The organism is Mycobacterium sp. NGS54 (assembly GCF_059812465.1).
In genome coordinates, this window is the sequence record NZ_JCALCS010000001.1 from 550,944 (window position 1) to 576,204 (window position 25,261).

General features: G+C 70.0%; 25 protein-coding genes. 7 read left to right on the forward strand and 18 right to left on the reverse strand.

The window, feature by feature from the left end:
* The first annotated feature begins 391 nt into the window (after positions 1 to 391).
* Positions 392 to 559: a hypothetical protein gene (locus AC5Y5E_RS02730; protein ID WP_499901442.1), complete on the forward strand. Its 168-nt coding sequence runs from the start codon at positions 392 to 394 to the stop codon at positions 557 to 559.
* On the opposite strand, the gene AC5Y5E_RS02735 is transcribed toward AC5Y5E_RS02730, so the two are convergent.
* The 13 genes from AC5Y5E_RS02735 to AC5Y5E_RS02795 all read right to left on the reverse strand — a co-directional run bounded on the left by AC5Y5E_RS02735 (position 556) and on the right by AC5Y5E_RS02795 (position 13,745).
* A complete protein-coding gene (locus AC5Y5E_RS02735; protein WP_499901443.1) occupies positions 556 to 1,500 on the reverse strand; it encodes a R2-like ligand-binding oxidase in 945 nt (314 codons plus the stop codon). The two genes, AC5Y5E_RS02730 and AC5Y5E_RS02735, sit on opposite strands and share 4 nt — an antisense overlap.
* Before the next feature lie 42 nt (positions 1,501 to 1,542).
* Positions 1,543 to 2,262 (reverse strand): SDR family NAD(P)-dependent oxidoreductase, encoded by a 720-nt coding sequence (locus AC5Y5E_RS02740; RefSeq protein WP_499901444.1) that lies wholly within the window; start codon positions 2,260 to 2,262, stop codon positions 1,543 to 1,545.
* Positions 2,263 to 2,293: 31 nt separating this feature from the next.
* Positions 2,294 to 3,322: a nitronate monooxygenase gene (locus AC5Y5E_RS02745; RefSeq protein WP_499901445.1), complete on the reverse strand. Its 1,029-nt coding sequence runs from the start codon at positions 3,320 to 3,322 to the stop codon at positions 2,294 to 2,296.
* A 152-nt stretch (positions 3,323 to 3,474) separates the two neighbouring features.
* Positions 3,475 to 5,232, reverse strand: a complete 1,758-nt coding sequence (lpqB, locus tag AC5Y5E_RS02750; protein WP_499901446.1) for an MtrAB system accessory lipoprotein LpqB — start codon at positions 5,230 to 5,232, stop codon at positions 3,475 to 3,477.
* A complete protein-coding gene (gene mtrB, locus AC5Y5E_RS02755; RefSeq protein WP_499901447.1) occupies positions 5,232 to 6,899 on the reverse strand; it encodes an MtrAB system histidine kinase MtrB in 1,668 nt (555 codons plus the stop codon). The genes lpqB and mtrB overlap by 1 nt, the downstream gene beginning before the upstream one ends.
* Positions 6,900 to 6,912: 13 nt before the next feature.
* Complete coding sequence (gene mtrA, locus AC5Y5E_RS02760; protein ID WP_055576516.1) at positions 6,913 to 7,599, reverse strand: two-component system response regulator MtrA; 687 nt, start codon at positions 7,597 to 7,599, stop codon at positions 6,913 to 6,915.
* A gap of 80 nt (positions 7,600 to 7,679) precedes the next feature.
* The gene (locus tag AC5Y5E_RS02765; protein WP_499901448.1) at positions 7,680 to 8,312 is read right to left on the reverse strand and encodes a dTMP kinase; all 633 of its coding nucleotides are present in this window, start codon (positions 8,310 to 8,312) and stop codon (positions 7,680 to 7,682) included.
* Positions 8,313 to 8,403: 91 nt separating this feature from the next.
* Positions 8,404 to 9,876, reverse strand: a complete 1,473-nt coding sequence (gene ahcY / locus AC5Y5E_RS02770; RefSeq protein WP_499901449.1) for an adenosylhomocysteinase — start codon at positions 9,874 to 9,876, stop codon at positions 8,404 to 8,406.
* A 52-nt stretch (positions 9,877 to 9,928) separates the two neighbouring features.
* A complete protein-coding gene (gene alkX, locus AC5Y5E_RS02775; protein ID WP_499901856.1) occupies positions 9,929 to 10,540 on the reverse strand; it encodes a TetR family transcriptional regulator AlkX in 612 nt (203 codons plus the stop codon).
* Positions 10,541 to 10,575: 35 nt separating this feature from the next.
* On the reverse strand, positions 10,576 to 10,758 hold the full coding sequence (gene rubB, locus AC5Y5E_RS02780; RefSeq protein ID WP_068100530.1) for a rubredoxin RubB: 183 nt from the start codon (positions 10,756 to 10,758) through the stop codon (positions 10,576 to 10,578).
* Positions 10,755 to 10,928 carry a rubredoxin gene (locus AC5Y5E_RS02785; RefSeq protein ID WP_499901450.1) on the reverse strand — a complete coding sequence of 58 codons (174 nt, stop codon included), beginning with the start codon at positions 10,926 to 10,928 and terminating at the stop codon, positions 10,755 to 10,757. Before AC5Y5E_RS02785 ends, rubB begins: the two co-directional genes overlap by 4 nt.
* Entirely contained in the window at positions 10,925 to 12,160 is a 1,236-nt protein-coding gene (locus AC5Y5E_RS02790; protein WP_499901451.1) for an alkane 1-monooxygenase, read from the reverse strand. Before AC5Y5E_RS02790 ends, AC5Y5E_RS02785 begins: the two co-directional genes overlap by 4 nt.
* A gap of 100 nt (positions 12,161 to 12,260) precedes the next feature.
* Positions 12,261 to 13,745 (reverse strand): amino acid permease, encoded by a 1,485-nt coding sequence (locus AC5Y5E_RS02795; RefSeq protein WP_499901452.1) that lies wholly within the window; start codon positions 13,743 to 13,745, stop codon positions 12,261 to 12,263.
* A 107-nt stretch (positions 13,746 to 13,852) separates the two neighbouring features.
* Here AC5Y5E_RS02795 and AC5Y5E_RS02800 point away from each other — a divergent pair, with 107 nt between their 5' ends.
* Entirely contained in the window at positions 13,853 to 15,223 is a 1,371-nt protein-coding gene (locus tag AC5Y5E_RS02800) for an FAD-dependent oxidoreductase (RefSeq protein ID WP_499901857.1), read from the forward strand.
* Here the strand turns inward: AC5Y5E_RS02800 and manA are convergent.
* The 4 genes from manA to AC5Y5E_RS02820 all read right to left on the reverse strand — a co-directional run bounded on the left by manA (position 15,201) and on the right by AC5Y5E_RS02820 (position 19,460).
* Entirely contained in the window at positions 15,201 to 16,427 is a 1,227-nt protein-coding gene (gene manA / locus AC5Y5E_RS02805) for a mannose-6-phosphate isomerase, class I (protein WP_499901453.1), read from the reverse strand. The two genes, AC5Y5E_RS02800 and manA, sit on opposite strands and share 23 nt — an antisense overlap.
* A gap of 8 nt (positions 16,428 to 16,435) precedes the next feature.
* Positions 16,436 to 17,545 carry a TobH protein gene (locus tag AC5Y5E_RS02810; protein ID WP_499901454.1) on the reverse strand — a complete coding sequence of 370 codons (1,110 nt, stop codon included), beginning with the start codon at positions 17,543 to 17,545 and terminating at the stop codon, positions 16,436 to 16,438.
* Positions 17,542 to 18,927 (reverse strand): phosphomannomutase/phosphoglucomutase, encoded by a 1,386-nt coding sequence (locus AC5Y5E_RS02815; RefSeq protein ID WP_499901455.1) that lies wholly within the window; start codon positions 18,925 to 18,927, stop codon positions 17,542 to 17,544. Before AC5Y5E_RS02815 ends, AC5Y5E_RS02810 begins: the two co-directional genes overlap by 4 nt.
* A gap of 83 nt (positions 18,928 to 19,010) precedes the next feature.
* The gene (locus tag AC5Y5E_RS02820) at positions 19,011 to 19,460 is read right to left on the reverse strand and encodes a DUF3499 domain-containing protein (protein WP_499901456.1); all 450 of its coding nucleotides are present in this window, start codon (positions 19,458 to 19,460) and stop codon (positions 19,011 to 19,013) included.
* A 186-nt stretch (positions 19,461 to 19,646) separates the two neighbouring features.
* Between AC5Y5E_RS02820 and AC5Y5E_RS02825 the strand changes: the two genes are divergently transcribed.
* Entirely contained in the window at positions 19,647 to 20,069 is a 423-nt protein-coding gene (locus AC5Y5E_RS02825; protein ID WP_499901858.1) for a metallopeptidase family protein, read from the forward strand.
* Between the two features lie 21 nt (positions 20,070 to 20,090).
* Here AC5Y5E_RS02825 and AC5Y5E_RS02830 read toward each other — a convergent pair whose 3' ends face one another.
* On the reverse strand, positions 20,091 to 20,429 hold the full coding sequence (locus AC5Y5E_RS02830) for a WhiB family transcriptional regulator (RefSeq protein ID WP_499879403.1): 339 nt from the start codon (positions 20,427 to 20,429) through the stop codon (positions 20,091 to 20,093).
* 320 nt (positions 20,430 to 20,749) lie between these two features.
* Here AC5Y5E_RS02830 and cofD point away from each other — a divergent pair, with 320 nt between their 5' ends.
* Genes cofD through AC5Y5E_RS02850 form a run of 4 tightly spaced genes read left to right on the forward strand, consistent with a single transcriptional unit; the run spans position 20,750 to position 25,218 of the window.
* Positions 20,750 to 21,742 (forward strand): 2-phospho-L-lactate transferase, encoded by a 993-nt coding sequence (gene cofD, locus AC5Y5E_RS02835; RefSeq protein ID WP_499901457.1) that lies wholly within the window; start codon positions 20,750 to 20,752, stop codon positions 21,740 to 21,742.
* The gene (locus tag AC5Y5E_RS02840; protein ID WP_499901458.1) at positions 21,739 to 23,100 is read left to right on the forward strand and encodes a coenzyme F420-0:L-glutamate ligase; all 1,362 of its coding nucleotides are present in this window, start codon (positions 21,739 to 21,741) and stop codon (positions 23,098 to 23,100) included. The genes cofD and AC5Y5E_RS02840 overlap by 4 nt, the downstream gene beginning before the upstream one ends.
* 10 nt (positions 23,101 to 23,110) lie before the next feature.
* The gene (locus AC5Y5E_RS02845; RefSeq protein WP_499901459.1) at positions 23,111 to 24,685 is read left to right on the forward strand and encodes an Eco57I restriction-modification methylase domain-containing protein; all 1,575 of its coding nucleotides are present in this window, start codon (positions 23,111 to 23,113) and stop codon (positions 24,683 to 24,685) included.
* Positions 24,628 to 25,218 carry an NUDIX hydrolase gene (locus AC5Y5E_RS02850; RefSeq protein WP_499901460.1) on the forward strand — a complete coding sequence of 197 codons (591 nt, stop codon included), beginning with the start codon at positions 24,628 to 24,630 and terminating at the stop codon, positions 25,216 to 25,218. The genes AC5Y5E_RS02845 and AC5Y5E_RS02850 overlap by 58 nt, the downstream gene beginning before the upstream one ends.
* Positions 25,219 to 25,261 lie beyond the last annotated feature (43 nt).

Genomic DNA, 25,261 nt, shown 5'->3' on the forward strand with positions numbered 1-25,261 from the left:
GGTCCTCCGTTTCGATTTCGCCCTGGGCGACCGCCTTGCGGTCAACCCGTCTGACGCCGCCTTGCCCTGCGAATGGGATCGATGCGACGTCAATCTGCGCCGCCAACAGTAAGTTTCGCGTGTTACCCGGAGATTTCCCACCGTAGCGGGCACGTCAACATCCACTCACAGGAGTATGGCCAGCTCTCGAATTACCTTCTGCTACAGACTAATTCACTCATCACCGTCGGCGATCGAGGCGATGACAAACCGTGGGGATTTACCCCGATACAACGGGCGATGTCACTTTGTCTGCGCACTACCGGTGTTAAGTATCGAGTGTTATTCTTCGGCCTTACAACAGATATCGATAAGTCCGGCTGTCATTCATCTGCGTCGCGATGGCTCTCGCGTGAAGGCGGTGCTCGACGAGGACGTGCGGGCGAAGCTGACCGCCAGCGCGGCGACGCACGCGTCACACCAGCGGGCCGACGGGCCGCGCAAGAGCACGCCAGCCGGTGGTGCGGCGGGGGGTGACATCGATGCTCGGTTCGACGCCGGAGACGACCGCCGTACCTAGTCCCCGGAGCCGACCACAGCGCGCCGATCCTCGTCGGCGAAGGCTTCCTCGAGTTGCAGCGGCGAGTAATCGACATCGATGTCGCCGATCGGACGCCCGCGAGCGCTGGAAATCGTGGCCAACCGCCGCGACCCCCTGGCGGAGGAGTAACTCAGAAGTTCGTCCGCCTTCAGGCCGAACGGAGGATCGTCGCCGTAGAGGGCGAACACCTCCTCGGTAATCCCCAGCGCCGGAGGGATTAGTTCGTTCATCCGGGCCTCGAACACCGCCCAATTCGCATCGTCGGCGGCGACGTGGCGGCGGCACGTGAAGGTGCCCCAGGCCATGTGCCGTCGCTCGTCATCACCGATGCGCCGCACCAATTCCCGCATCCCGGGCAGGATTCCGCGGTGCACGCAGATGCTGTTCCAGGCGTGATAGCCGGTCAGGGCCAGCATCCCCTCCACCAGGTGGTTGTAGGTCGCGGAGGCGCGAACCTGGGCCGCCGGCGCCGGGTCGGCCGCCAGGACGGCGAGCGAGGCCGGTAGCTCCTCGTTGAATATCCGCTTGTAGCTTGGCGATTGGTCGAGGTAAGCGTGCAGGTCCTCGGTGATCCCAACCGCGTCGAGCCACAGCCGAAACCCCGCGGTGTGTTTGGCCTCTTCGAATGCGAACTGGGTCAGGTACATCTCGTCGCCAAGTCGGGCCTCGGCCCGCATCGCGGACATGAAGGGCTGGATGTCCTCGGTGACGGCTTCCTCGCCGACGATGAACTGGGCGCACAGCCGGGTCGCGTAGTCACGTTCGCGGTCCGACAGCGCGTCCCAGTCGGCCCGCTCACCGGAGAAGTCGATGTCGGCCGGGTCCCAGAATTTCGCATTGCCCCCGGCGAACAGCCGCAGCGGCAGGCTGTGCCAGTCGAGGCCGTTGGCGGCGAGCGAGCCGTAAAGATTGCGTGGCATGGGGTTTCATTCCTTATCTGTGTGTCGGGATGGTCGCACTTGTCAGTGGCCCGCGCTCTGTCCGCCGTCGACGTGCAGGATCTCGCCGGTGACGAAGGGCGCGGTCTCCAGATACAGCGCGCCGTGCACGACGTCGGCGATGGCGCCGATCCGCCGCTGCGGATGCATGCCCGCGTAGGCGGCGGACGCGTCCACACCGGCGTGCATCGGGGTGTCGATGACGCCGGGCGATATCGCGTTGACGCGTATCCCTTCGCGGGCGTATTCGATGGCCAGCGACTTGGTGACGGCGGTCAGCCCGCCCTTGGTGAGTGCGGTCAATGCCGACGGGACGCCGGAATGCGCGTGTTCCACCAGCGTGGTGGTGATGTTGACGATGTGGCCGCCGCCGCCCTGCGCGAGCAGTTGGGCGACGACGCGCTGCGTGATCCCGAAGAAGCCGAGAGTGTTGACCGACGTCACCAACCCGTAGTCCTCGGGCGTGTAGCGGGTGAAGGGCTTCGCGAGGAAGACGCCGGCGTTGTTGATCAGCGTGTCGATGCGGCCGAACCGTGCCAGCGCCTCGTCGACGATAAGTCCGGGCGTGCCGGGTTCGCCGATATCCGCTGCCACGCAGTGGACGTCGGGATGCGGCGAGGCCGTGATGGCGCGCGACGTGGCGACCACCCCATAGCCCCGCTTGCGGTAAGCCTCGACCAGACCCGCGCCGATCCCTCGCGATGCGCCGGTGATGACCGCGACTTTGCCGTAGCCGGATTCCATTGTGCGAGAACCTTTCTGGTTGCCCGGGCGCTCAGCCCGCCATGTAGTGCACGATGTCTGCGGCCGGGCCCGTTTTGGCCTCGCGGAAGGCCGCGCCCGCCCACATCGCGACGCCGTGTGGATCACCGATTTTCAGCGCGGCGGCCTGAAGCGGCGCGGTGAGCATCGCCACCTGAGGGAAGCCGGAAATCGCATCGGCGTCGTAGGCGTCGAGGAACCTGTTGCGCAAAGCGCGGGCAGGGCGCCCGGTGAACGCGCGCGTCACCGCCGTGTCGGCGAACGCCGGATCACGCAGCGCCGCGCGGTGCACGGCGTTGGTTCCGGCCTCGTCGGCGAGCAGGAACGCCGTGCCGAGCTGGACGGCGGCGGCGCCGGCGTCGCGCAGCCGCCCCACATCGTCGGACGTCCCGAGGCCCCCGGCGGCGACGACGGGACGATCGAAACAGGCCACCAGCGCGGTGACGAGGTCGTCGAGCGAATCGCGGGGCGGCGCGGCGAGGGGGTCGAACGTCGCCCGATGCCCGCCCGCGTCGGGACCCTGGGCAACCAAAGCGTCCACTGGGCAGTTCAGGGCGATCACCGCCTCGCGAACGGTGGTGACGGTGGCGACGGTCGAGACGCCGGCGTCGTGCATCGACCTGCACACCGCGGCGCCGGGCGAGCCGAAGGTGAATGACACCGCCTCCGGCCGAAGCTCCCGCACCACATCGAGTTTCGCGTCCCATTCGTCGTCATACGCGGAAGCGGAAGGTTCTTCGAGCGATACACCGTAGTGGTGCGCTTCGCGCGCCAGGGTTTTCCTGAACGCGGTGAGCTGGTCCAGGTCGGCCGTCGGCCCTTGCGGGACAAACAAATTCACGCCCAAGGGTCCTGACGTCAGCCTTCGCGCCGCGACGATCGCGTCGGCCAGCCCCGTCGCGGACGACATGCCGCCCGCCAGGAAGCCCAGGCCGCCGGCATTGGATATCGCGGCGGCCAGCGCCGGCGTCGACGGCCCACCCGCCATGGGCGCACCGAACACCGGAACGGTCAAGTCCGCCAAGGTGAATCGATCAAACACCGCGAAGCTCCGACTCTCTAGCGAGCGCTTTTCATACTGGTAAACGCGACGCTAGCCCCGCCCCGCACTGCCGCGCGATGCCGATCATGCGACCCCGCGCTATTCGGCCAGGGCGCCGCGTAATTCGGCCGGCAGGCCGCTGCGGTGCCCGCTCAGCCCGGCAAAACCGGCAACGCGCCGGGCGTCGACAACCCGGACACCTCCGACCAGCTCTGCTGGCTTTCGGGGGCCGACGCCGAATACTGCAGCACCCCTTCCGGGGCCGCGACGTACACGGCCGACGGGTTGGCCGCGACCGTCGTGACGGGCATCTGCAGGCCGCGGGACGGGGCGTCGGAGTTCACCCCGTCGAGGTTGACGTAGGACACCGGATGGTTGGCGTCGGTGCGGGTCACCACGATGTCGTCGCCGGTGCGCCACGACAGCGACACCACCGAGTTGCCCAGGCCGAAACCCAGCCGCCGCGGGTAGGTCAGGGCGTACTGCCCGGCCTGCGTCTGCTCCACACCGGCGAGGATCACCTGGCCGCTGATCACCATCGCGGCGCGCGTGCCGTCGCGGGACAGCTGCAGGTCGGTGATGGGCCCGGGGAAGCTGGAGGCCACCACCGCGGAATCCACCGGGATGCGGGCGGGCTGCCCGGTCGCCGGTTCCTGAATCGCGCGCAGCACGTTGTTGTTGTCGACCACCACCCACACGGCGTCGTCGAGCGACCAGCTGGGCCGCGTCAGGCTCCGCCCGTCGGCGGCCTGGACCGCCTCGCCGCCCAGGTCGCCGATCCACAGCGACGCCGCCTGGTCCGGGGCGCCGCGGCGCAGCGTCACCACCGACGCCACCTGCCGCCCGCTGCGGGACAGCGCGGCGCCGGTCTGGTCACCCACCCGCCCGAACGCCCCCGGCACGGTGTTGGCGTGCTGCCCGTCCAGCCCCACCAGCGACCCGTTGACCAGGGCGTGCAGCCCCGCGCCGGCGCCGTCGGCCACGCCCGGGTCGGTGGCGGCGACGTCGGAGGTGGTCCACCCCTCGGCGAACCTGTCGTCCAGCGGTGCGCCGTCGGCGTTGATCACATAGGGGCCCCTGATGTCGGCCCGGGCCAGCGTCCAAATGATCTGTGCCGCAAGCAATGCCCTGCTGTGCGGGTCGGTGGTGGACAGCTTCTCCAGGTCGATGCGGGCGCCGCCGTAGCCCTTGCCGATGCCGTTCTTGCCGCCATCGGCCCGGGTCACCGGCCCGCGCAGCCGCAGCGGTGGGGCGAGCAGGTTACGCACGGTGTGGGCCATCTCGGGCCGCGGCCCGGCCAGCATCTTGGACACCAGCTCGGTGGCCAGCTGGTCGTGATCGGACACCGCGACGTAGCGGGGGTCGGGCACCACCGTCTTGCCGGTCGGGTCGGCGAAGTACAGGGTGTTGCGTTTGTAGGTGGACTGGAACTGCTGCCAGTCCAGGAAGACCCCGTTGGGCAGGCGGTCGATTCGCCAGCCGCCCGACGTCTTGACCAACTCGATCGGCCCCGGGTCCGGCAGCACGCCCTCGGCCGTTTCGAACACCCCGACATCCGACAGCGAGCCCAGGATGTCGGCACGCATGGTCGCCGAAACCCGTTCGGCGCCACGGGTTTCCACGAACACCACGTGGTCGATCAGCAGGGCACTACCGGCGTCGTCCCACGCGTTGGACGCCGACTGCGTGAGAAATTGCCGGGCCGCCAGGTGCCGGTTCGCCGGATCGGCGGTGGCCTTGAGGAATTCGCGCAGCAACACGTCGGGGTCCATCCCCGGGGTGGGCTTGGGCAGGTTCGACGGCGCCGGCCGCTCGACGGTGCCGATGGCCTGCGGGGCCGACGAGCTGGGCACCCCCGCGCAGCCGGCGAGGACGAACGTCAGGGAGAGAAGCGCGAGCAACCGCCACATCAGACGCTCCGCTCGGCGTGCTCGCGTGGGCGCGGCGCGTCCGGGCGCGGCGGCGCGGGCGGCTCCGGGATCGGCTTCAACGGCAGCGGGCTGGTGGTGACCTTGTGGCCGCGCACCAGGGGCAGCGTCAGCCGGAAGCAGGCGCCCTGGCCGGGCTCGCCCCACGCCTCCAGCCGGCCCTGGTGCAGCCGCGCGTCCTCGATGCTGATCGCCAGGCCCAGCCCGGTGCCCCCGGAACGGCGCACCCGCGACGGGTCCGAGCGCCAGAACCGGCTGAACACCAGCTTCTCCTCGCCGGGCCGCAGCCCCACCCCGTAGTCGCGGACGGTGACCGCGACGGTGTCCTCGTCGACGCCCATCCGGATCTGCACCGGCTTGTGTTCGGCGTGGTCGATGGCGTTGGCGATCAGGTTGCGCAGGATCCGCTCCACCCGACGCGCGTCGACCTCGGCGATCACCTCCTCGTCGGGCAGGTCGACGAGCAACTCGATCCCGGCCTCCTCGGCCAGGTGGCCCACGTTGCCCAGCGCGCTTTGCACCGTGGCGCGCAGGTCCACCGCCTCGACGGACAGCTCGGCCACGCCGGCGTCGTGCCGCGAGATCTCGAGCAGGTCGTTGAGCAGGGTCTCGAACCGGTCCAGCTCGTTGACCATCAGCTCGGTGGACCGGGCCAGGGTGGGATCGAGGTCGGCGCTGTGGTCGTAGATCAGGTCGGCGGCCATGCGCACGGTGGTCAGCGGGGTGCGCAGTTCGTGGCTGACGTCGGAGGTGAACCGGCGCTGCAGGTTGCCGAACTCCTCGAGCTGGGTGATCTGGCGCGACAGGCTCTCGGCCATGTCGTTGAACGACACGGCCAGCCGCGCCATGTCGTCCTCACCGCGCACCGGCATCCGCTCGGACAGGTGCCCCTCGGCGAACCGCTCGGCGATCCGCGACGCCGACCGGACCGGCACCACCACCTGGCGCGAGACCAGCAGCGCGATCCCGGCGAGCAGCACCAGCAGCACCGCGCCGCCGGTGATCATCGTGCCGCGCACCAGCTGGATGGTGGCCTGCTCGTTCTTCAGCGGGAAGATCAGGTACAGCTCGAGGTTGGCGACCTGCGACGACGTCGGCGTGCCGATGACCAGCGCCGGCCCGGAGAACCCGTCGGTGTGCACGGTGGCGTACTGATAGGCCGCCTGCCCGGCCTTGACGAAGCCGCGCAACGCGTTGGGCACCTGGTCGACGGGCCCGGCCGCGCTGGCGGCGCGCGGCCCGTCGCCCGGCACCATCAGCACCGCGTCGAACGCGCCGGCCAGCCCGGCGCCCGAGGCGGGATCGGTCTTGGACGTCAACGTGTTGCGGGCCAGCTGCAGGCTGCTGTCCAGCGAGCGGGTCTCCTCGCCGTTGACGATGCCGGCGACGGTGGTGCGCGCCCGCTCGATCTGCTCCATGGCGGCCCGGACCTTCACGTCCAGCACGCGGTTGGTGACCTGGCTGGTCAGCACGAAACCCAGCGCCAGGATGACGGCGAGCGACAGGCCGAGGGTCAGCGCCACCACCCGCAGTTGCAGCGATCGGCGCCAGGCAGCGCCCACGACCCGACTCACCGCACCCATGCCACGCGTCATGGGGCCAGAACGCCCCCAGCGACTCCTAGTGCGTTGCCGAGACCCCCAGATCAACGAACCTCCCGGATCACGGAGGTCCGGCCTTGTATCCCACTCCTCGAACGGTCAACACCACGGTCGGGTTCTCCGGGTCCTTCTCGACCTTGGCCCGCAGACGCTGGACGTGCACGTTCACCAGGCGGGTGTCCGCCGGGTGCCGGTATCCCCACACCTGTTCGAGCAGCACATCACGAGTAAACACCTGGCGCGGTTTGCGTGCCAGCGCGACCAACAGGTCGAACTCCAGCGGTGTGAGGGAGATCTGCTCGCCGTTGCGGGTGACCTTGTGCGCCGGCACGTCGATGTCGACGTCGGCGATGGAAAGCATCTCGGCGGGCTCGTCGTCGTTGCGGCGCAGCCGCGCGCGCACCCGGGCGACCAGCTCCTTGGGCTTGAACGGCTTCATGATGTAGTCGTCGGCGCCCGACTCCAGGCCGAGCACCACGTCCACGGTGTCGGTCTTGGCGGTCAGCATCACGATGGGCACGCCGGAGTCGGCCCGCAACACCCGGCACACGTCGATGCCGTTCATGCCCGGCAGCATCAGGTCCAGCAGCACCAAATCGGGGCGCAACTCGCGCACCGCCGTCAGCGCCTGGGTCCCGTCGCCGATGACCGCGGTGTCGAAGCCCTCCCCACGCAGCACGATGGTGAGCATCTCGGCCAGCGAAGCGTCGTCGTCGACGACCAAAATCCTTTGCCTCATGGAGTCCATGGTGTCACCAGATCGGGACAAATTCGGCGCACCACACGGGCGTTTCGTATTCGATACAGGCAAATCGTGACAATTTTGTGCTATTCGGCCGCCAAAGACGCCGCCAGCCGCCCCGGATCGACGTCGGCGTCGACGATCAGCCAGCGCCCGCCCCAGCCCGCTTCGGCCAACTCGGCGTAGACCGCACCGGTGCGCTGCTGCAGCCCGTCGTCGCGTTCGTAGTTGTCGCGCTCGCGGCCCGGCTCGTGCTCGGCGCGGTGCCGGGCCCGCCGCGCCGCGAGCTCGGCGGGCACCGCGAGCAGCACCTGACGGTCGGGCGCGGGCACCCGCAACCGTTCGTATTCCAGCCGGTGCACCCAGGCGGCCGCCTCGCCGGCCGCGTCCTGGTGCAGCCGCGCCGCGCTGTAGGCGGCGTTGGAGGCGACGTAACGATCCAGGATCACCACGTCGTGGTCGCGGCTCAGGGCCGCGATCTCCCCGATCGCGCCGGCGCGGTCGAGCGCGAACAGCGTGGCCATCGCATACACCGACGACGCCAGGTCGCCGTGCTCGCCGTGCAACGCCTCGGCCGCGATGTCGGCGGTCACCGACTGCCCGTAACGCGGGAAAGCCAGTGTGGCAACCGACTTGCCGGCGCGTTCGAAGGCCTTGCGCAGGCCGTCGGACAGCGTCCGCTTGCCGGAGCCGTCGACCCCTTCGATCGCGATCAGCACGGCGCGAGCCTATCGCCGGTATGCCGAGCAGACGCAGAATCGCACGCGAGTGGCTTCGGTGGTGCGATTCTGCGTCTGCTCGCGCAGGAAATCAGTAGCGGTAGTGGTCGGCCTTGTAGGGGCCGTCGACGTCGACGCCGATGTACTCGGCCTGCTCCTTGGTCAGCTTGGTCAGCTGGCCGCCGAGCGCCTCGACGTGGATGCGCGCCACCTTCTCGTCGAGGTGCTTGGGCAGCCGGTACACCTCGTTGTCGTACTCGTCGTTCTTGGTCCACAGCTCGATCTGCGCGATCACCTGGTTGGAGAAGCTGTTGCTCATCACGAACGACGGGTGCCCGGTGGCGTTGCCCAGGTTGAGCAGCCGGCCCTCGGACAGCAGGATGATCGACTTGCCGCTGTCGCCGAACGTCCACACGTCGACCTGCGGGCGGATGTTCACCTTGGTGGCGCCGGACTTCTCGAGCTGGGCGACCTGGATCTCGTTGTCGAAGTGCCCGATGTTGCCGAGCACCGCGTGGTCCTTCATCGCCTTCATGTGCTCGAGCGTGATGATGTCCTTGTTGCCGGTGGCGGTGATGACGATGTCGGCCTCGCCGATCGCGTCCTCGACCGTCTTGACGTCGTAGCCCTCCATCAGCGCCTGCAGCGCGTTGATCGGGTCGATCTCGGTGACGACGACGCGCGCGCCCTGGCCCTTGACCGAGTCGGCGCAGCCCTTGCCGACGTCGCCGTAGCCGCAGATCAGCACCTTCTTGCCGCCGATCAGCACGTCGGTGCCGCGGTTGATGCCGTCGATGAGGGAGTGCCGGCAGCCGTACTTGTTGTCGAACTTGGACTTGGTGACCGAGTCGTTGACGTTGATGGCCGGGAAGGCCAGGTCACCGGCCGCCGCGAACTGGTAGAGCCGCAGCACGCCGGTCGTGGTCTCCTCGGTGACGCCCTTGACCGACTCGGAGATCTTGGTCCACTTGTCCTTGTCGGTCTCGAAGCGGTTGCGCAGCAGCTCCAGGAAGACCTTCCACTCGGTGGGGTCGTCGTCCTCGGCGGGGGGCACCACGCCAGCTTTTTCGTACTGCGCGCCGCGCAGCACCAGCATGGTGGCGTCGCCGCCGTCGTCGAGGATCATGTTCGCGGGCTCGTCGGGCCAGGTGAGCATCTGCTCGGCGGCCCACCAGTACTCCTCCAGCGTCTCGCCCTTCCACGCGAACACCGGGACACCCTTGGGCTCCTCCGGGGTGCCGTACGGGCCGACGACCACCGCGGCGGCGGCGTGGTCCTGGGTGGAGAAGATGTTGCACGACGCCCAGCGGACCTGCGCCCCGAGCGAGACGAGGGTCTCGATGAGCACCGCGGTCTGCACCGTCATGTGCAGCGAGCCGGAGATCCGCGCCCCCTTGAGCGGTTGCACGTCGGCGTATTCGCGGCGCAGCGACATCAGACCCGGCATCTCCTGCTCGGACAGCTCGATGTCCCGCCGGCCGTAATCCGCCAGCGACAGGTCGGCGACCTTGAAATCGATGCCGTTGCGGACGTCGGCGGTTAACGAACTTTCGGTCGTCGTCATAGCGTTTGCGCTTCCTTTATCAGTGGCTTAAGGGTTCCAAGCGGTACTTAGCTTAGGTATGTTCTTCCGCCACTGTAGCCGCGACCCCATGACGCTCCGCGAACGGCGTCATCAGCCGGGCCAGGTCCCCCGCCACGTCGTGATCGGCCTCCGGCGGCATCGACACATAACTCAGCGCCAGCCGCACGATGGCGCGGGCCAGCACCCCGGCGTCCTCGTCGCTGGTCGCGACCCAGCTCTGGGTCAGCGACGTGGTCAGGCGCGCCGACGCCCGGGTGATGATGGGCCCGCTGTCGGTGGTGATGATCTGCAGCAGGTCGGGCTTGGCGACGCCGGTCAGCAGCGAGATCACCAGCGGGTCGGCGGCCGACTCCGCGAAGAAGGACCGGAAACCCTGCAGGAACGCCTCGTGGATGTGCCCGACGTTGGCGTCGATCGCGGACCCGACGGCGTCGACCAGTCGATCGGCCAGCCGCAGGGCGTACCCCTGCGCCAGGCCCTGGCGCGAGCCGAACTCGTTGTAGATGGTCTGCCGGCTGATGCCCGCGGCGCGGGCCACATCCGACAGCGTGATCGCGGACCAATCCCGCGCCAGCAGCAGGTCCCGCATCGCGTCGAGCACCGAGTCGCGCAACAGGACGCGCGACGCCTCGGCGTAGGGCATCCGCTTCACAGGCGCGACAGTAGTGGTCGAGGCGTTCACGGTCTGGCCACTTCCACCATTTCGAAGTCCGATTTCGCGGCGCCGCAGTCCGGGCAGCTCCAGTCGTCGGGGATGTCGTCCCAGCGGGTGCCCGGCGCGATCCCGTCCTCCGGCCAGCCCAGCGCCTCGTCGTACTCGAAGCCGCATTGGATGCAGCGGAAAAGCTTGTAGTCGCTCATGCCGTAGCTCCTATGGTCTCGAAGTCCACCTTCTCGCGCACCGCGCAGTCCGGACAGCCCCAGTCGTCGGGAATATCCTCCCACCGCGTCCCGGCGGGAAAGCCTTCCCGCGGAGCGCCTTTCGCCTCGTCATAAACGTAGCCGCAACCCGGGCAACGGTAGGCGATCATGCCGCCATCTGGTGCTTCGCGAGCAGCTTCTCGCGAAGCCGCGGCGCCACGTTGACCCGGGTGATGTCGCCGTCGTAGTGCGCCAGCACGCGGTGGTCCATCACCCGGCGCCACAGCGGCGGGAAGTAGGTGAGCGAGATCATCGACGCATACCCGCTCGGCAGGTTGGGCGAGCCCTCGATGCTGCGCAGCGTCTGGTAGCGACGGGTCGGGTTGGCGTGGTGATCGCTGTGCCGCTGCAGGTGATACAGGAACAGGTTCGTCACGATGTGGTCGGAGTTCCAGCTGTGTACCGGCGCGCACCGCTCGTAGCGCGCTTTCCCGGAAGGCGAGTCGAGCTTCTGCCGCAGCAGGCCGTAGTGCTCCAGGTAGTTGACCGCCTCCAGCAGGCTGAACCCGAAGACCGCCTGGATGATCACGAACGGGATCAGCGCCGGGCCGAAGATCGCGATCAGCGCGCCCCACAACACCACCGACATCGCCCACGCGTTGAGCACGTCGTTGGACGGGTAGGTCCGGGGGTCCCACGGGCTCTTGCCCAGCCGGCGCAGCCGCTGCGCCTCCAGGCCCAGCGCCGAGCGCAGGCTGCCGAACACGCTGCGCGGCAAGAACTCCCAGAACGTCTCGCCGAAGCGCGCCGACGCCGGGTCTTCAGGGGTCGAGACGCGCACGTGGTGGCCGCGGTTGTGCTCGATGTAGAAGTGGCCGTAGCAGGACTGCGCCAGGGTGACCTTGGACAGCCACCGCTCCAGCGAGTCCTTCTTGTGCCCCATCTCGTGGGCCGTGTTGATCCCCACCCCGCCGAGGACCCCGACCGACAGCGCCACGCCCAGCTTGCCCGCCCAGCCCAGGCCGCCGCCGAAGCCGAGCCAGCCCAGGTTCGACGCGGTGAACAAGTACGCCCCCAGGACCACGCTGAGGTACTGGAATGGGATGTACACGTAGGTGCAGTAGCGGTAGTACTTGTCGTTCTCCAGCCACTCCATCACCTCGTCGGGCGGGTTCTGCCCGTCGGGCCCAAACCGCAGGTCGAGGATCGGCAGCAGGACGTAGAGCAGGATCGGCCCGATCCACAGCGGTACCTGCGCGGCGGCGTGCCAGCCGAGCCGGTTCAACGCCCAGACGATCGGCAGCATCACGAACAGGGCCGTGGGCGCGATCAGCCCCATCAGCCACAGATGGCGCTTCTTGTCCCGCCAGACCGGCGCCTCGTCGGGCCGCAGTGTGGTCATTTGCCAAACCTCCTTGTGAGTCATGCCACGTCGAGATTGGACAATACAACCGTTTGCGTCTCGTGTCTAGACAAGGGACGCTGTTTTGTAAACCAGATGCTCAGCCGACCGAGGCGAGCTCCCCGGATTGCCGACGCCCCTGAACGGAGTGCCGGTACCCGTAACCGGCGTAGATCGCGGTGCCCACCACCAGCCAGACACCGAAGCGCACCCACGTCAGCGCGCTGAGGTTCAGCATCAGCCACGCGCAGGCGGCGATCGACGCGATGGGCAGCAGCGGCACCCAGGGCGCCCGGAACCCCCGCTCCAGGTCGGGCCGGGTGCGCCGCAGGACCAACACGCCCGCCGACACCAGGACGAACGCGAACAGCGTGCCGACGTTGACCATCTCCTCCAGCTTGGCGATCGGAAACACCGAGGCCGTCGCGGCGATCACGATCGCGACCAGCACGGTGATCCGAACCGGGGTCCCGCGCGCGCCGGTCTTGGCCAGCGACCTCGGCAGCAGCCCGTCGCGGGCCATCGCGAACAGCACGCGGCACTGCCCGAGCACCAGCACCATCACCACCGTGGTCAGCCCCGCCAGCGCGCCGATCGCGATGATCTTGCTGGCCCAGTCGATCCCGTTGGCCGCGAAGGCCGTGGCGAGGTTGGCCGGCTTGCCGCCGGGCACGGTCTTGAGCTGGGTGTAGGAGACCATGCCGGACAGCACCACCGACACCGCGACGTAGAGGACGGTCACGATCGCCAGCGACGCCAGGATGCCCCGGGGCACGTCGCGCTGCGGCTTCTTGGTTTCCTCCGCCATCGTGGCCACGATGTCGAACCCGATGAACGCGAAGAACACGATCGACGCCCCCGCCAGCACGCCGTACCAACCGTAGTGGCTGCTGTGCGCCCCGGTCAGCAGCGACAGCACGGACTGGTTGATGCCCGACGCCTCGTGCCCGGACTCCGGCTTCGGGATGAACGGCGAGTAGTTGGAGCCCTTGATGTAGAAGACGCCGACCAGCACCACGAAAATCACCACCGACACCTTGATGCCGGTGATCACGGCGGAGAAGCGTGACGACAGTTTGGTGCCCAGGGTGACCAGGGTGGCGACCACCGTGACGATCAGCAGCGCGCCCCAGTCGAGGTTGACCGATCCGAGTTGCACTGTGCCCCCGGCGAATCCGAACACGTTGCCCAGGTAGCTCGACCAGCCCTTGGACACGACGGCGGCCCCGATTGCCAACTCCAGCACCAGGTTCCAGCCGATGATCCAGGCGATGAACTCACCGAAGGTGGCATAGGAGAAGGTGTAGGCGCTGCCCGCCACCGGCAGCGTGGAGGCGAATTCGGCGTAGCACAGGGCCGCCAGCGCGCAGGTGACCGCGGCGATCACGAACGAGATCCAGATGGCCGGCCCGGTGATGTCGCCGGTGGTCGACGCCGTGACCGTGAAGATGCCGGCGCCGATCACCACCGCGACGCCGAACACGACCAGGTCCCACCAGGTCAACTCCTTGCGCAGCCGGGTCTCCGGCTCGTCGGTGTCGGCGATCGATTGCTCGACCGATTTCGTCCGCCATCGATTTGCCATTGGCCGCCTTTCCGCCCCGCCGGGGCCCGTTGGGACCCGTTGGACCGCACAGTACTGGGTAGTCTGCGGGCATGCGGGAGAGCGGGGGAAACATGAGGGACCACGCCGTGGTGATCGGGGGAAGCATCGCCGGCCTGTGCGCCGCGCGGGTGCTGTCGGAGTGCTATTCGCGGGTCAGCGTCTACGAGCGCGACGAGCTGCCGGGCGCGCCGGCGCACCGCGCGACGGTCCCCCAGGACCGGCACCTGCACATGCTGATGGCCCGGGGCGCGGCGGAGTTCGAGAGCCTGTTCCCCGGCCTGCTGGACGACATGGTCGACGCGGGCGTGCCCATGCTGGAGAACCGGCCCGACTGCATCCACCTGGGCGCCGCGGGCCACGTCCTGGGGACGGGGCACACGCTGCGCGACGAGTTCACCGCCTACGTGCCCAGCCGCCCGCACCTGGAGTGGCAGCTGCGCCGGCGCGTCCGCGACATCGACAACGTCGAGATCATCCGCCGCTCGGTCGCCGAGCCGCGGTTCGACCCCGCGCGCCAGCGGGTCACCGGCGTGCTGCTGGATCCGCAGGGTGACGGCGAGCCCGAGTTGGTGCCGGCCGACCTCGTCGTCGACGCCGCGGGCCGGGGCACCCGGTTGCCGGTTTGGTTGGAGCAGTGGGGATACCGGCGCCCGGTCGAAGCGACCATCGACATCGGCATCAACTACGCCACCCAGCAGTTCCGCATGCCCGAGGGCCTGATCGCCGAGAAGGTGGTGGTCGCCGGGGCCTCCCACGACGAGTCGCTCGGGCTGGGCATGCTGCACTACGAGGACCGCGTGTGGGTGCTGACGACGTTCGGCGTGGCCGGCGCCAAGCCGCCGGCGACGTTCCCCGAGATGCTGGCGCTGGCCGGCAAGCTGCTGCCCGCGCACTTCAATGCCGCACTGGCGCAGGCGGAACCGGTGGGCGAGCCGGCTTATCACGCGTTTCCGGCCAGCCGGTGGCGCCGCTACCACAAGCTGGACCGCTTCCCGGCCGGCATCGTCCCGCTCGGTGACGCCGTCGCCAGCTTCAACCCCACCTTCGGGCAGGGCATGACGATGACGGTGCTGCAGGCCGGCCACCTGCGGCGGGCGCTGGCATCGAATGACCTTGCCGGCGAACTGAATCGGGCCACGGCCAGGACGACCTACCCGGTGTGGATGATGAACGCCATCGGCGACGTCACCTTCCACCACGCCCGGCCCAAGGGGCCGGCGCCGTGGTGGTGGCGACCGTCCGGCGCGCTGTTCGACCAGTTCCTCGGCGCCGCCGAGACCGATCCCGTTCTGGCCGAATGGTTCTTGCGCCGGTTCTCGCTGCTGGACAGCCTGTACATGGTCCCGCCGCCGCGGATCGTCGGCCGCACCATGGCGCACAACATGCGGCTGTGGCTGCGCGAGCGCCGGGCGGCCGCCAAGCCCCGGCGGCCCCTCACAGCCCTACGGTCGCCCTGAAAAGTTTGGCGGGCTCGCGCGCGACGAGGCGGATCGGTCCGTCGTCGGCCGCCACCCATGCCGCCATTCCACGCTCCAGCGTGAGCGATCCGGACTTGGCGTGCACCGTGGTGCAGCCCTGGGTGGACAACAGGATCTGCGGGCCCTCGTGGGCGCAGCCAGCGTCGACTTCGTGGCCCAGGTACTCGCCGTCGAGCGCCAGCAGCGCGACCGCGAACTCGTCGGTCGGGGTCTGGTAGATCTGGCCGAACCCCTCCCGGCGGATGGGCGGGTGCAGCTGCGCCTCCGTGGTGGGCGTGAAGTCCAGCACCCGCAGCAGCTCGGGCACGTCGACGTGCTTGGGGGTGAGCCCGCCGCGTAACACGTTGTCGGAGTTGGCCATCACCTCGACGGCGAAACCGCGCAGATAGGTGTGCAGGTTGCCGGCCGCCAGGAAGATGGCCTCCCCCGGGGCCAGGGTGATGCGGTTGAGCAACAGCGCCGCCAGCACCCCGGCGTCACCGGGATAGCGTTCGCCCAGTTCCAGCACCGTCTTGGCTTCGGCCGCGAATTCCGTTGCACCGGAGCTGACGTAGTGGATCGCGCCGTCCAGCACGGCGGGCACCAGCACGTCGATGTCGGGCTGGGGTGCGGTGATCCAGGTGGTGAACAGCGCGCGCAGTCCGTCGGCGTCGGACTGGTCGTTCAGCAGGTCGATGTAGGGGTCGAGGTCGGAGACGGCCAGCGCGCGCAGCAGCTCGACGGTCCGCGACGCCTGACGAAAGCCGGCCAGCGCCTCGAACGACTGCAGCGCCACCAACAACTCCGGCTTGTGGGAGGCGTCGCGGTAGTTGCGGACCGGCGAGGTCACCGGGATGCCGAGGCGCTCCTCGCGCAGGTAACCCTCGACCGCCTGCTCGGCGCTCGGGTGGGCCTGCAGGGACAGCGGCTCATCGGCGGCCAGCACCTTGACCAGGAACGGCAACACGTCCCCGAAGCGGGCGCGCGACCCCGGGCCGAGCTGCCCCTCCGGGTCGGCTACCAGCGCCTCCAACAACGAGACCTCGCCCTTACCCGTCTCCAGCCAGGCCGGGTCGCCCGGGTGCGCGCCGAACCACAGCTCGGCCTCCGGGTGGGCCGCCGGGACCGCCCGCCCGGTGAATTCCGCCAGGGCGGTGCGCGATCCCCACGCGTACGTCCGTAAGGCCCCGCGAAGCAGTTCCACTTGTCTCTTTATCCCCGCACCAGTCGCATATAAACCGCGGCCATCTCCAGCCGAACGGCCAATACTGCCAGTTGCTGCTCGGCGCTGATGGCGCCCCCCAACGCCGGCGCGACCGTGGAGCCGGCCGCGCCGCCGGGCCCGTCGGGCACATCCTCGGCGGCGAGCAGGTAGACGTTGTCGAGCCCGGCGGTGCGGGCGGCCACCACCGTCTGCTCGTCGCGCAGCGTCAGCGCCAGCACGCGGAGCCGGTCGGGCCGCGGCCCGTCGATCTCCTCGTCGTGGAAGAGGTCCTCGACCGAGGACGCGGCGCCCCCGGAGCCCCACTGGGCCGCCGCCCGCAGCGCCGCCACCGCGTCGGCCAGCCCGGTGGCGGCGACCACCTCGTGGGCGACCCGCAGCAGCACCGAACTGCCGTGCCGGGCCAGCGCGAGCGTGGCGGCGCAGTCGCCGGCCAGCGCGGCCCGGCGATTGACCAGCCGCTCGGCGATCGTCTTGGCCGGGTTGGTGAACAGCTCACGGCCGGCGCTGTTGCGCAGCGCCTCGGCGTCCAGCTCGTCGGCGAGCGATCCGAGGTCGACACCGGGTCGCGGGTCGACGGTTCGCAGCACGGCCAAGCCCACGGCCAGGTACCGGCACAACCCGAACTCGGCGGGAACCAAGACCCGCGGCTCGAGCACCGCGGCCCGCCCCGCCGTTGAGTCGCGCAGCGGACCCTCGTACGGCGCCGCCACGACGACCCGCGCGCCCCGGCGCACCCCGGTCGCGGCGGAGCTGACCAGCGCGGGATCGCCGGGGTCGTCGCCGGCGACGATCAGCACGTCCAGCGGGCCGACCCACGGCGGCACCTCGCCGACGACGGTGATCGGCTGCGAGGCCGACCCGCCCAGCGTCGCGGCCAGCAGGGCACCGGCGGTCTCGGCGGTCCCGCGGCCGGCCACCCAGATCACGCTGCGCGCGCGGTCGTCGGCCCGCAGCCCCTCGAGCGCGCCTTCGTCGGCCGCGGCGCCGATCGCGCGCACCTGCGCGCCCGCCGACGACGCCGCCCGCAGCAGGCCCTCCCGGTCGGCTTCCAGCAGGCCGCCGGTGTCCTCCAGGTCGATCACCCGGGTGGTGCTCACGGGGCGGCCTCTTGGGCCGCGATCTGGGTGCTGATCGCGGCGACCAGCTCGTCGACGTCCTCGGTCGTGCGGCCCTCCACGTTCAGCCGCAGCAGCGGCTCGGTGTTGGAGCTGCGCAGGTTGAACCAGCTGCCGTCGCCCAAATCGACCGTCACCCCGTCCAGATGATCGATGGACTGAATCCGGGTGCCGAACGACTTCAGCACCGCGTCCACACAATACGACGCGTCGGCCACCTTGAAGTTGATCTCGCCGGAGGACTCGTAGCGCTGGTAGTCGGCGGTCAGTTCCGACAGCGGCCGGTCCTGCTCGCCGAGCGCGGCGAGCACGTACAGCGCCGCCAGCATCCCCGAGTCGGCGCCCCAGAAGTCGCGGAAGTAGTAGTGCGCGGAATGCTCGCCGCCGAAGATCGCGCCGGTGTCGGCCATCAGGCCCTTGATATAGGAGTGGCCGACCCGCGAGCGCAGCGGTGTGCCGCCGCGTTCGGTGACCAGCTCGGGCACCGCGCGGGAGGTGATCACGTTGTGGATGATCGTGGCGCCGATCTCGCGGCCCAGTTCGCGCGCGGCCACCAGGCTGGTCACCGTCGACGGCGAAACCAGGTGGCCGCCCTCGTCGACCACGAAGCACCGGTCGGCGTCGCCGTCGAAGGCCAGCCCGATATCGGCGCCGCTGTCGCGGACGAACTTCTGCAGGTCCACCAGGTTGGCCGGGTCGAGCGGGTTGGCCTCGTGGTTGGGGAACGAGCCGTCGAGCTCGAAGTACAACGGCAACAGCGTGATCGAGTCGATCGCGCCGAGCACCGCCGGGGCGGTGTGGCCGGCCATGCCGTTGCCGGCGTCCACGGCCACCCGCAGCGGGCGCAGCCCGGAGGTGTTCACCAGCGACCGCAGGAACGTCCCGTAGTCCGCGAGCACGTCCTGATCGGTGACCGTGCCGGGTTGCCCGTCGTTCGCCGCGACCCCGGCGATCACGTCCTCGGTGATCACGCCCAGCCCGGTGTCGGCGCCCACCGGTTTGGCGCCGGCCCGGCACAGCTTGATGCCGTTGTAGGCGGCCGGGTTGTGGCTCGCGGTGAACATCGCGCCGGGGCAGTCCAGCAACCCCGAGGCGAAATAGAGCTGGTCGGTGGACGCCAGGCCGATGCGCACCACGTCGAGGCCCTGGCCGGTCACCCCGCCCGCGAACGCGGCGGCCAGCCCCGGCGAACTGTCCCGCATGTCGTGGCCGATGGCCACCCGGCTGGCCCCCTCGGCGCGCATCAGCCTGGCGAACGCGGCGCCGAGGTCGGTGACCAGTGACTCGTCGAGCTCCTCGCCGACCAGCCCGCGCACGTCGTATGCCTTGACGACACGGCGAACGGTCGCGGCGGACCGGGGCATGCGAAACTCCTGACGCTCCTGACAGTGTGGCTCTTGGCGCCAGCCTATCGGCCCGGGAAAAACCTGTGGCGCGTTAGCCGCGGCTAGTCAGCCGGGTCGGGCAACACCCGCAGATGGCCCCGGCGCCGGCCGGAACGATGTTCGGGAGGCGCGAGCAGCCCGCTGCTCGGCGCGGTGGCATGGGCCCCCGCGTGCTGAATGTGGGGATCGGCAAAGCCGTTGACCGGCGCGGCCCCGTACGGCATGGCCGCGTCGGCCGGGCGACCCTCGCGCACCGCGTCGGCCAGGGCGACCAGGTCGTCCTCGTCCGGATGGGCGGGCTCGGAAAGGAGGGGTCCGGCGTGCCGCACCAGCTCCCACCCGCGGGGTGCGGTGATCCGGCCGGCGTGGCCGACACACAGGTCCCACGAGTGCGGTTCCCGCGCGGTGGCCAGGGGGCCAACCACTGCCGTCGAGTCCGAGTAGACGAACGTCAAGGTCGCCACGGCATAGTGCGGACACCCGGGCCGGCAACAGCGACGGGGAACGTTCACGATCGAAAGGCTATCGTGCGGAAACGTCGTGGAAGCGCCGGACACGCGCATCCGCACGACCCGCGATTCCCAACCGTTACCATCGGCCCGATGAGCGATTCCCGCGGCGATTCCCGCGGCTCCCCGCAAAGCGATCGGTCGCGGCGCCGTTCGGCTTCCTACCGTGCGTCGCGCCGGGGCCGCGATATGCGGGGCCCGTTGCTACCGCCGACGGTGCCGGGCTGGCGAAGCCGGGCCGAGCGGTTCGACATGGCGGTGCTGGAGGCCTACGAACCGATCGAGCGGCGCTGGCACGAACGCGTCTCGGAGCTCGACGTGGCGGTCGACGAAATCCCCCGCATCGCCGCGAAGGATCCCGATGCCGTGCAGTGGCCGCCCGAGGTGATCGCCGACGGGCCGATCGCGCTCGCCCGCTTGATCCCGGCCGGCGTCGACGTCCGCGGCAACTCCACGCGGGCACGAATTGTCTTGTTCCGCAAGCCGATTGAGAGACGGGCCAAGGACACCGTCGAACTTGGCGAGTTGCTGCACGAAATCCTGGTGGCCCAGGTGGCCATCTACCTGGACGTCGAGCCCTCGGTCATCGATCCCACGATCGACGACGAATGACGTTGCGGGCGCGCGCCGGGGTCAGATGATGCCGCGCTTGAGGCGGCGGCGCTCGCGCTCGGAGAGGCCGCCCCAGATGCCGAAGCGCTCGTCATGGGCCAGGGCGTACTCGAGGCACTCGTGGCGTACCTCGCAACCGAGGCAGATCTTCTTGGCCTCGCGGGTGGAGCCGCCCTTCTCCGGGAAGAAGGCCTCGGGATCCGTTTGCGCGCACAGCGCGCGGTCCTGCCACTGATCCGGGGTCGGCAGCGGCTCGGGCTCGGGCTCGAAAGCGACTGGGGCGTCGGGAACCACAGTCAGGTGCGGGCGGACGGGTGCCGCCGGCATCGCGCCGATGGTGCTGTGCGGTGTGCTTGTCATAACGCCCCGAAGGTGCTCATAAGACATGCTTCGTCCGCCTCCTCAGGTTTGATTTGAGAGAGTGAGTGAGTTCCCACTGTTCTGATGTACAGACAATTCGAACATGTGATCGAATCTCGGTCTGCGACACCGGAATCGGCCGGCCAACCGGGAAATGACACTGATGTGATTAGACACTTGTTGACCTGCCTGGTCAAGCGTAATGGCGAATTTCCATATCATCTCGTGACCAAATTCCGGCGTTTCCGTTGTTTTGCGGCCTTCGGCGTGTCGATCACAGTCCCCACGCGGGCAGTACTGTCGAGCCCTGTGAAGGTCAAGTGAAGGTCACGGTTTTGGTCGGCGGGGTGGGCGGCGCCCGGTTCCTGCTGGGGGTTCAACAGCTGCTCGGGCTCGGTCAGTTTTCGCAACAGGGCCCAGACGGCGGCGGACACGAACTGACCGCGGTCGTCAACGTCGGCGACGACGCGTGGATCCACGGGGTGCGCGTCTGTCCGGATTTGGACACCTGCATGTACACCTTAGGTGGAGGTGTCGACCCGGAGCGAGGGTGGGGTCATCGCGACGAAACCTGGCACGCCAAAGAGGAATTGGCGCGCTACGGCGTGCAGCCGGACTGGTTCGGGCTCGGCGACCGCGACCTGGGCACCCACCTGGTGCGTACCCAGATGCTCAACGCGGGCTACCCGCTGTCGCAGATCACCACCGCGCTGTGCGACCGCTGGCAACCGGGCGCGCGCCTGCTGCCGGCCACCGACGACCGCTGCGAGACGCACGTGGTGATCACCGATCCCGCCGACGACGGCCGTCGCGCGATTCACTTCCAGGAGTGGTGGGTGCGCCACCGGGCCCAGGTGCCCACGCACAGCTTCGCGTTCGTCGGCGCCGAAAAGGCCAGCGCCACAGCCGAAGCGGTGGCGGCCATCGGCGAGGCCGACGTGATCCTGCTCGCGCCGTCCAACCCGGTGGTCAGCGTCGGCGCCATCCTGGCGGTCCCCGGCATTCGCGGGGCCTTGCGCGCGGCCAAGTCCCCGGTCGTAGGCTACTCGCCGATCATCGGCGGAAAACCGTTGCGCGGCATGGCCGATGCATGCCTTTCGGTGATCGGGGTCCAATCCACCGCGGAGGCGGTCGGCCGGCACTACGGGGCGCGACGGTCCACCGGGATATTGGATTGCTGGCTGATTCACGAGGGCGATGAGGCCCACATCGAGGGGGTGGCGGTGCGCGCGGTTCCGCTGATCATGCGCGACCCCAAGGCGACTGCCGAGATGGTCGCCGCGGGGCTGGAGCTCGCGGGCGTGAGCCTGTGACCGAGCACGGCACCGGCGCGGCGATCGAGATCCTCCCCGTCACCGGGCTCCCCGAATTCCGGCCCGGCGACGACCTGGGCGCGGCCGTCGCCGCCGCGGCGCCCTGGCTGCGCGACGGCGACGTCGTGGTGGTGACCAGCAAGGTGGTGTCCAAATGCGAGGGCCGCCTGGTGCCGGCCCCGCGGGACGCCGAGGAGCGCGACCGGCTGCGCCGCAAGCTGGTCGACGACGAGGCCGTGCGCGTGCTGGCGCGCAAGGGCCAGACGCTGATCACCGAGAACCGGCTCGGCCTGGTCCAGGCCGCCGCCGGGGTGGACGGGTCCAACGTCGGCCGCGACGAGCTGGCGCTGCTGCCGGTCGACCCCGACGCCAGCGCCGCCGCGCTGCGCGCCGGGCTGCGCGAGCGCCTCGGCGTCGTCGCCGCCGTGGTCATCACCGACACGATGGGCCGCGCCTGGCGCAACGGGCAGACCGACGCGGCCGTCGGCGCGGCGGGCCTTCGTGTGCTGCACGGCTATTCGGGGGCCGTCGATGCGCACGGCAACGAGCTGGTGGTCACCGAGATCGCGATCGCCGACGAGGTCGCGGCCGCCGCCGATCTGGTCAAGGGCAAGCTGACCGCGATGCCGGTGGCCGTGGTGCGAGGGCTGCCCGGCAGCGTCGTGACCGACGACGGCACGACGGCGCGGCAGCTGCTGCGGCCCGGCGAGGAGGACCTGTTCTGGCTCGGCACCGCCGAGGCCCTCGACCTGGGCCGCCGCCAGGCCCAGCTGTTGCGCCGGTCGGTGCGCCGGTTCAGCGCCGAGCCGGTGCCACCCGAGCTGATCGAGGCCGCCGTCGCCGAGGCGCTCACCGCGCCGGCCCCCCACCACACCCGGCCGGTCCGGTTCGTGTGGCTGCGCACCCCGGCCACCCGGATCCGGCTGCTGGACCGCATGAAGGACAAGTGGCGCTCCGACCTCACCGGGGACGGCCGGCCCGCCGACTCGGTCGAGCGGCGGGTGGCGCGCGGCCAGATCCTCTACGACGCGCCCGAGGTCGTCATCCCGTTCCTGGTCCCCGAGGGCGCCCACGCCTATCCCGACGCCGCCCGCACCGCCGCCGAACGCACCATGTTCACGGTCGCGGTCGGGGCGGCCGTGCAGGCGCTGCTGGTCGCGCTCGCGGTGCGCGGCGTGGGCAGCTGCTGGATCGGCTCGACGATCTTCGCCGCCGACCTGGTCCGCGCCGAGCTCGAGCTGCCCGCCGACTGGGAGCCGTTGGGCGCCATCGCGATCGGCTACGCCTCTGAGGCCGCCGGGGTGCCGCCCGGGCCGCGCACCGCGCCGGAACCCGGGGATCTGCTGCTGCGCAAGTAATACTGAGCCCATGCGTTTCGCGGGCAAGGCGGCGGCGTCGGCCGACAAGGTCCGCGGCGGCTACTACACCCCCTCCCCCGTCGCGCGGTTCCTGGCCCACTGGGTCCGCGAGGCCGGCCCGCGCATCGTCGAACCGTCCTGCGGCGACGGCCGCATCCTGCGCGAGCTGGCCGGGCTCAGCGACCGGGTGCGCGGCGTCGAGCTGATCGCCGACGAAGCGGCCAAGGCCCGGCGGTTCGCGCCCGTCGACGCCGAGAGCCTGTTCACCTGGCTGGCCCGTGCCGAACCCGGCGGCTGGGACGGCGTCGCCGGCAACCCGCCCTACATCCGCTTCGGCAACTGGGCACCCGATCAGCGCGACCCGGCGCTGGAGCTGATGCGCCGCGAGGGGCTGCGCCCCAGCCGGCTGACCAACGCCTGGGTCCCGTTCGTCGTCGCGAGCGCGGTCCTGGTGCGCGATGGCGGACGGGTGGGCCTGGTCCTTCCGGCCGAGTTGCTGCAGGTCGGCTACGCCGCGCCGCTGCGCGAGTTCCTGCTGAGCCGGTTCCGCGAGATCACGCTGGTGACGTTCGAGCGGTTGGTGTTCGACGGCGTCCTGCAGGAGGTCGTGTTGTTCTGTGGGGTCGCCGGGCCGGGTCCGGCGCGCATGCGCACGGTTCACCTCAGCGACGCGGAGGCCTTGGCGGGCGCGGAACTCGATGCCGCGTGGGCCCCCGCGCTGCTGCACGAGAAGGAGAAGTGGACCAAGTACTTCCTGGATCCCGCCGCGATCCGGCTGCTGCGCGGGCTCAAGGCGGCGCCGGCCATGGCCAGGCTCGGCTCGCTCGCCGACGTGGACGTCGGGATCGTGACGGGCCGCAACAGCTTCTTCACCTTCACCGACGAGCAGGCCGACGAACTCGCGCTGACGCCGCACTGCGTCCCGCTCGTTTCCCGCAGCGTGCAGCTGTCCGGGCTGGTTTACGACGGCGACTGCCGCGCAAGCGATCTCGCCGCGGGGCATCGGACGTGGCTGCTCGACGCGCCGCCCGAGCCGGCCGACACCGCCCTCCTGGGCCACATCGAAGCCGGGGAGGCCGCCGGTGTGCACCGGGGCTACAAGTGCTCGATCCGCGAGCCGTGGTGGATCACCCCGTCGCTGTGGATGCCCGACCTGTTCCTGCTGCGCCAGATCCACCGGTCGCCGCGGCTGACCGTCAACGCCGCCGCGGCGACGAGCACCGACACCGTGCACCGGGTCCGGCTCGCGCCCGGCGTCGACGCGAGCGCGCTGGCCGCCGTTTTTCACAACAGCGTGACGTTCGCCTTCGCCGAGATCGTGGGCCGCAGCTACGGTGGGGGCATCTTGGAGCTGGAACCCCGCGAAGCCGAGCAGCTGCCCATTCCCCCGCCCGCCTATGCCGGCGACGGACTCGCCTGCGACGTCGACCTGTTGCTGAAGGCAGGCGAGGTCGACAAGGCGCTCGACCTCGTCGACCGGCGCGTGCTGATCGACGGGCTCGGCCTGTCCCCCGACGTCGTGATGCGATGCCGCGCGGCCTGGGTCTCGCTGCGGGATCGCCGAACGAGGCGGGGATCGCGGTGAGCCTTCGGGAGTCGGCGGTCTCGATCCTGTCCGACTGGCGCGCGCCCGACCCGGGGCAGGACTCGTTGCGGCACGCCGTGCTGGCCTTCGTGCACGGCCGTCCCGACGCCTGCCGCCGCGAGTGTGTGCCCGGGCACGTCACGGCGTCGGCGCTGGTGCTCGACCACACCGGTTCGCAGGTCCTGCTGACGTTGCACCCCCGGCTGGGCCGCTGGGTGCAGCTGGGCGGGCATTGCGACGAGGACGACCCCGACGTCGTCGCCGCCGCGTTGCGCGAGGCGACCGAGGAATCCGGTGTCGACGGCCTGCGCATCGAGCCCGAGCTGGCCGCCGTGCACGTGCACCCGGTGACCTGCTCGCTGGGCGTGCCCACCCGCCACCTCGACCTGCAATTCGTCGCCCACGCGCCGGCCGGCGCGCGGATCGCCATCAGCGACGAGTCCGACGATTTGCGGTGGTGGCCCGCCGACGCCCTGCCGGACGGCACCGATCACGCGCTGGCGTATCTGGTCGCCCGCGCCACCCGGCGTTGATCGCCGAAATCGACGGCAGCGCGGAAAAGTGCGAGTGAGACGC

Excerpts from the sequence above, each read along its gene's own strand:
- AC5Y5E_RS02735 (WP_499901443.1), bottom strand. The coding sequence starts at position 1,500 with ATGCCACGCAATCTTTACGGCTCGCTCGCCGCCAACGGCCTCGACTGG.
- AC5Y5E_RS02740 (WP_499901444.1), bottom strand. The coding sequence starts at position 2,262 with ATGGAATCCGGCTACGGCAAAGTCGCGGTCATCACCGGCGCATCGCGA.
- lpqB (WP_499901446.1), bottom strand. The coding sequence starts at position 5,232 with ATGTGGCGGTTGCTCGCGCTTCTCTCCCTGACGTTCGTCCTCGCCGGC.
- mtrA (WP_055576516.1), bottom strand. The coding sequence starts at position 7,599 with ATGGACTCCATGAGGCAAAGGATTTTGGTCGTCGACGACGACGCTTCG.
- ahcY (WP_499901449.1), bottom strand. The coding sequence starts at position 9,876 with ATGACGACGACCGAAAGTTCGTTAACCGCCGACGTCCGCAACGGCATC.
- alkX (WP_499901856.1), bottom strand. The coding sequence starts at position 10,540 with ATGCCCTACGCCGAGGCGTCGCGCGTCCTGTTGCGCGACTCGGTGCTC.
- rubB (WP_068100530.1), bottom strand. The coding sequence starts at position 10,758 with ATGAGCGACTACAAGCTTTTCCGCTGCATCCAATGCGGCTTCGAGTAC.
- AC5Y5E_RS02785 (WP_499901450.1), bottom strand. The coding sequence starts at position 10,928 with ATGATCGCCTACCGTTGCCCGGGTTGCGGCTACGTTTATGACGAGGCG.
- AC5Y5E_RS02790 (WP_499901451.1), bottom strand. The coding sequence starts at position 12,160 with ATGACCACACTGCGGCCCGACGAGGCGCCGGTCTGGCGGGACAAGAAG.
- AC5Y5E_RS02795 (WP_499901452.1), bottom strand. The coding sequence starts at position 13,745 with ATGGCAAATCGATGGCGGACGAAATCGGTCGAGCAATCGATCGCCGAC.
- AC5Y5E_RS02815 (WP_499901455.1), bottom strand. The coding sequence starts at position 18,927 with ATGCCCCGGTCCGCCGCGACCGTTCGCCGTGTCGTCAAGGCATACGAC.
- AC5Y5E_RS02825 (WP_499901858.1), top strand. The coding sequence starts at position 19,647 with ATGCGGGGCCCGTTGCTACCGCCGACGGTGCCGGGCTGGCGAAGCCGG.
- AC5Y5E_RS02830 (WP_499879403.1), bottom strand. The coding sequence starts at position 20,429 with ATGACAAGCACACCGCACAGCACCATCGGCGCGATGCCGGCGGCACCC.
- AC5Y5E_RS02845 (WP_499901459.1), top strand. The coding sequence starts at position 23,111 with ATGCGTTTCGCGGGCAAGGCGGCGGCGTCGGCCGACAAGGTCCGCGGC.
- AC5Y5E_RS02850 (WP_499901460.1), top strand. The coding sequence starts at position 24,628 with ATGCCGCGCGGCCTGGGTCTCGCTGCGGGATCGCCGAACGAGGCGGGG.